Here is a 4,482-nt window from a genome sequence, read left to right on the forward strand (position 1 = left end):
CGGCCATCCCCCATCCCCCATCCCCCATCCCCCCTCCCCCATCCCCCATCCCCCATCCCCCATCCCCGCATTCCCGGAAGTGTCACAGGCCCCGAGACCACCCAACGCTAGGTTTGCCGCTTCTCGATCCACGCTCTCCATGCGCCTCTCCTTCCTCGCCGTCGCCGCGGCGGTCCTCGCCGCCGGCTGTAACTCCTCCGGTGGCGGCAGCGCTGCCGACGTGTCGGACATCGCCAACGGCGACCCGTTCGAGCAGGTCTCGTACAACGTCGGGTTCCAGTCGGGGCAGCAGTTCTTACAGACCGACTCGTCGTTCAACTACGACCGGTTCAGCGACGGGTTCAACCGCGGCCTCGAGGGCGACTCCGTCGAGATCGCGTACGCGCTCGGGCTCCAGTACGGGCTCCAGGTTCGGCAGGACTCGCTCGGCGCGATCGACAAGGACATCTTCCTGGCGGGGCTCCAGGCCGCCCTCCGCGGCGACACGGTCCTGACGACGCCGGAGCAGTTCCAGCGCGCCCAGGCCATCGTCGAGGACTCGCTCGAGATGCGCCGCTTGCGCGCCTCGGCCGCGACCAACCCGCAGGCCGCCCAGCGCCTCAACGCACTCCGCACCAACGCCGTCACGGCCGACTCCTTCCTGACCGCCGCCCGCGGCCTCGAGGGCGCGACCGTCCTCGAGGACGGCGTCGTCTCGATCACGACCAGTGAGGGCGACGGCCCCTCGCCTAGCCCCGGCGACCGGGTCCGCGTCGTCTACCAGGGCCAGTTCGCAGACGGCACCGTGTTCGACGAGTCGGGCGAGGAAGGCGCGACGTTCTCCGTCGAGCAGGTCGTCCCGGGCTTCCGTACGGCGCTGTTGGACATGAACGTCGGCGAGACGCGGACGGTCTACCTCCCACCAGACCAGGCGTACGGCGTCATGGGCCAGCAGGGACCGGGCGGCCAGGGCGGCATCCCGCCGAACTCGGCACTCCAGTTCGAGCTCACGCTGGTGGAGATCGTGCCGGCCAGCGCGCAGCCGCAGCTCCCGCCCGGGTTCGGCCAGTAGCCGACCTCTCGCGCTTCGTCCTCGAGGCCGCTCCGTTCGCCGGGGCGGCCTCGACGCGTTTGGGCCGCGCCGTCCCCGAAGCCGACGACGGTCACGGGAACACCAAAGAGTTGCTGGACCCGACCGATCAGCTGGGTCCCATTGGACGAGCGTCCGTTCCTGGTGACGACCTCGAGGACGTGTAGCTTCGGGAGAGCGCGGCGGGTCGAATCTGGCTGACGACCCAGACGCCCGACCGCCCCCCCATCCGACACTTTCCGTGGCCGAGTCAGAGATCGTCGTCCGAACCGCCACGCCTGGAGATCTCGCCTTCGTCTCCATGGACGGAAGGCTCTCCGACGCCGTCGTGCGACGGAAGGTGTCCGACGCCGACGTGATCGTCGCGCTGCACATCAGGGAGCCTGTCGGCTACCTCCGGCTCGAGTGGCTGTGGTCCACGCTCCCGTACATCGAGATGATCTGGGTGCTCCGATCTCACCGCCATGCTGGTGTGGGACGCCGGCTTCTCACTCGCGCCGAGGACGGGCTAGCTCGGCGGGGCTGCGCCACGCTGTTCAGCTCGTCGCAGGCGGACGAGCCGGAGCCCCAGGCGTGGCACCGCCAGATGGGGTTCGAGGAGTGCGGCTGGATCGCCGGGGTCAACGAGGGCGGTGTCGGCGAGGTGTTCTTTCGCAAGCCGATCGGCGCGACGCCTGACAACGCGAAGTAACCCGACGCCGCTCGTTCCCGCGAGTTCGTTCCCAAGTCCAGCGTCGTCCTCGAGGACGCTACTCGGCCTCCGCGACCAACTCGAGGACGTCGGCGCCGTAGTTCTCCCACTTGGCCGGCCCCACGCCGGACACCGCCAGCATCGCGTCTTCCGAGTCCGGCCTCGAGGCCGCGATCGCGCGCAACGTCTTGTCGTTGAACACGACGTACGGCGGGACGCCGCGCTCCCTCGCCTGCTCCGTCCGCCACTCGCGCAGACGCTCGAACAGCAGCACGTCGTCGCCGTCCAACTCGGCGAGCTCCGCTGGGGCCGACCTCGAGGACGACCGCTTCGAGCCGAACGCGGGGACCTCGACCTCGATGGACTCCCGGTTCGCGAGTGCGTGCTGGCCGATCGGCGTGAGCTCGACGACGGGGTATTCGTCGCCGCCGATGCCGAGGTAGCCCTTGAGCAAAAGCTCTTTGTAGAGGCCGTCGATGGTCCCCTGCCCCATCGTCCCGAGCCGGCCGTAGTACGGGTGGTTCTCGTACTTGTCCATGCCCTTGGCCTTGGAGCCCGCTAAGATCTTGGACAGCGTCAGGCGCCCCACGGGCCACCGCATCCGCGTCACGGCGTCGAGCAATCCGAGGGCGACCCGTGACGCCATCGGCACCTCGTCCCACTCGGGCACCTCCCCGGTTGCTTTCGAGGCGAGACGCGCATTCGTGCGGCACGCGTCGCAGCACGCGTCCGGCGGCACGTCCGTGTCGGCGTCGTCGCCGAAGTGGTCCAGGATGGCGCGGCGGCGACACTCGGAGCCTTGGGCATAGCGGACGATCCCCAAGAGACTCGCCGACTGGTCGTCGCGGTGCTTGTCGACGGATCCGAGCACGCGCTCGACGGCTCGGCCGTCCCACGTGCCGGCTCGCCACCGCGCGACGCCGGTACCGGCTCGCTCTTCCTCGAGGACGTTCGCCGTCGCCAGGCGGCGCAGGATGTTGGGCAGCTTGGAGGCGTGCATGCCCAGCGAGTCGCTCATGGCCAACAAAAACTCGGCGTCGGTCTCGGGGCCACCCTCTGACGCCGTCGCCCGGCGGACGTAGCCGTGAACGCGGCGCAGGTCCTCCTTCGTCGGGGCGCCCTGCTCGATGAACCACTCTTTAAGCTGGCGGTCCTGGGGGGCGTAGAACAAGACGGCGACCGCCGGATCTCCGTCGCGGCCCGCACGGCCCGCCTCTTGGTAGTAGGCCTCGAGGTTGGACGGGATCGACCAGTGCGCCACGAACCGGACGTCGCCACGATCGACGCCCATGCCGAAGGCGTTGGTGGCCACGACCGTGTCGAGACGCCCGCTGATAAACTGCTCTTGGACGTGCGCCCGCTCGGCATCCGGCAGCCCGGCGTGGTACGCCTCGCAGGGGCGCCCGACCTCGTCACGAATGAACGCGGCAATCGCCTGGCAGTCTTTCCGAGTCGCGACGTAGATCAGGCCCGGCTCGTCCTGCCGGTCCTGCAAGAACGCCCGAAGCTGGCGACGCTTCATCTTGGCCGTAGCCGTCTGGCGGACCTCGAAGCGCAGGTTCGGACGGTTGAAGCCGGTGACGAGCTGGACGGGATCGCGCAGGTCGAGCTGCTGGGCGATGTCGGCCTGGACGCGCGGGGTCGCGGTGGCGGTGAGCGCGACGCAGGGCGGATTGCCCATCTCGCGGCGGGCGGTCGCGAGCGCGAGGTAGTCCGGTCGGAAATCGTGGCCCCACTGGCTCACGCAGTGCGCCTCGTCGACGGCCAAGAGCGCGACGTCGGCCTCGCGCAGTCGGCGCTGGAACGACGACAGGCGCAAGCGCTCGGGCGCGGCGTAGACCAACGTCAGCTCTCCGCGACGGAGTTGGTCGAGGACTTCGCGCTGCTCGGTCTGGGTCTGCGACGAGTTGACGTAGGCCGCCGCGATGCCCCGCGCCTGGAGGGCGTCGACCTGGTCCTTCATCAGCGCGATCAGCGGCGACACCACGACCGTCACGCCCTGGGGCTGAAGCAGCGCGCCGAGCTGGTACACCAGGCTCTTGCCCGCGCCCGTCGGCATCACCACCAGGGTGTCTCGGCCCTCGAGGACGGGCGTGAGCGCCGCCTCTTGTCCCGGGCGCAGGCCGTCGAACCCGAAGTGCTGACGGAGCGCCTCGCGGATGGCGTCGGCACTGGAGGGAGCGGCGGTCATGGGCATCGAGGTCGGGGGATGCGGAGGGTGTACAGGGTCGGAAATAGCTGTCTAGCTCTGACAGCTCCGTTGTCAGCGTCCTCGAGGGAGACGTCGTAGAACGACACGCCCAACGCCGGAGGTGAACGGGACTCGTCCTCGAGGACGAGACACAGGCGGTCTTAGTCGCGGAAGATGACGCTTAGGCGGACGCTCAAGTCCGTGTCGTTGCCGGCCCGGTCGACGCCTGTAAGTGTCAACACCTCGATGCCGCCCGACGCGCGAGCCGGCGCGATCTGGTTGAGGCGGAAGACGCCGGTCTCGGCCATCGGGTCGTCGCCGGTGGTCGGGTCGTAGTCGAAGAGGGCGATGTAGAGCTCGTCCTCGAGGTCGCGGACGACGTAGGACGGGTCGATGTCCCAGATCAAAGGGAACGAGAGCCCATCGACGTCCTCGAACCAAGCGGACTCCGAGCCGAGCGGGAACACCTCGGCGTCGTCGCGCGGGTTGAGGCGGTCGGCACCGGGGTCGGTGACGAAGTCGACGTCGGCG

General features: G+C 69.3%; 5 protein-coding genes. 3 read left to right on the forward strand and 2 right to left on the reverse strand.

The genetic code is table 11. The annotated features are described in order from the left end of the window. Window positions 1-139: 139 nt before the first annotated feature. The 3 genes from WBA11_RS09300 (at window position 140) to WBA11_RS09310 (ending at window position 1,760) form a co-directional block, all read left to right on the forward strand. A complete protein-coding gene (locus WBA11_RS09300) occupies window positions 140-1,051 on the forward strand; it encodes an FKBP-type peptidyl-prolyl cis-trans isomerase (protein WP_424520421.1) in 912 nt (303 codons plus the stop codon). Between the two features lie 59 nt (window positions 1,052-1,110). Beyond that, window positions 1,111-1,236: a hypothetical protein gene (locus WBA11_RS09305; protein WP_424520422.1), complete on the forward strand. Its 126-nt coding sequence runs from the start codon at window positions 1,111-1,113 to the stop codon at window positions 1,234-1,236. Window positions 1,237-1,310: 74 nt separating this feature from the next. After that, entirely contained in the window at window positions 1,311-1,760 is a 450-nt protein-coding gene (locus WBA11_RS09310) for a GNAT family N-acetyltransferase (protein WP_424520423.1), read from the forward strand. A 58-nt stretch (window positions 1,761-1,818) separates the two neighbouring features. On the opposite strand, the gene WBA11_RS09315 is transcribed toward WBA11_RS09310, so the two are convergent. Both WBA11_RS09315 and WBA11_RS09320 read right to left on the reverse strand, forming a co-directional pair. Then, entirely contained in the window at window positions 1,819-3,951 is a 2,133-nt protein-coding gene (locus tag WBA11_RS09315) for a RecQ family ATP-dependent DNA helicase (RefSeq protein ID WP_424520424.1), read from the reverse strand. Between the two features lie 161 nt (window positions 3,952-4,112). Next, window positions 4,113-4,482 (reverse strand): hypothetical protein (locus tag WBA11_RS09320; protein ID WP_424520425.1); only part of this gene is annotated, 370 nt, incomplete at its 5' end.

This window comes from Rubrivirga sp. (assembly GCF_049648075.1).
Classification (GTDB): domain Bacteria; phylum Bacteroidota; class Rhodothermia; order Rhodothermales; family Rubricoccaceae; genus Rubrivirga.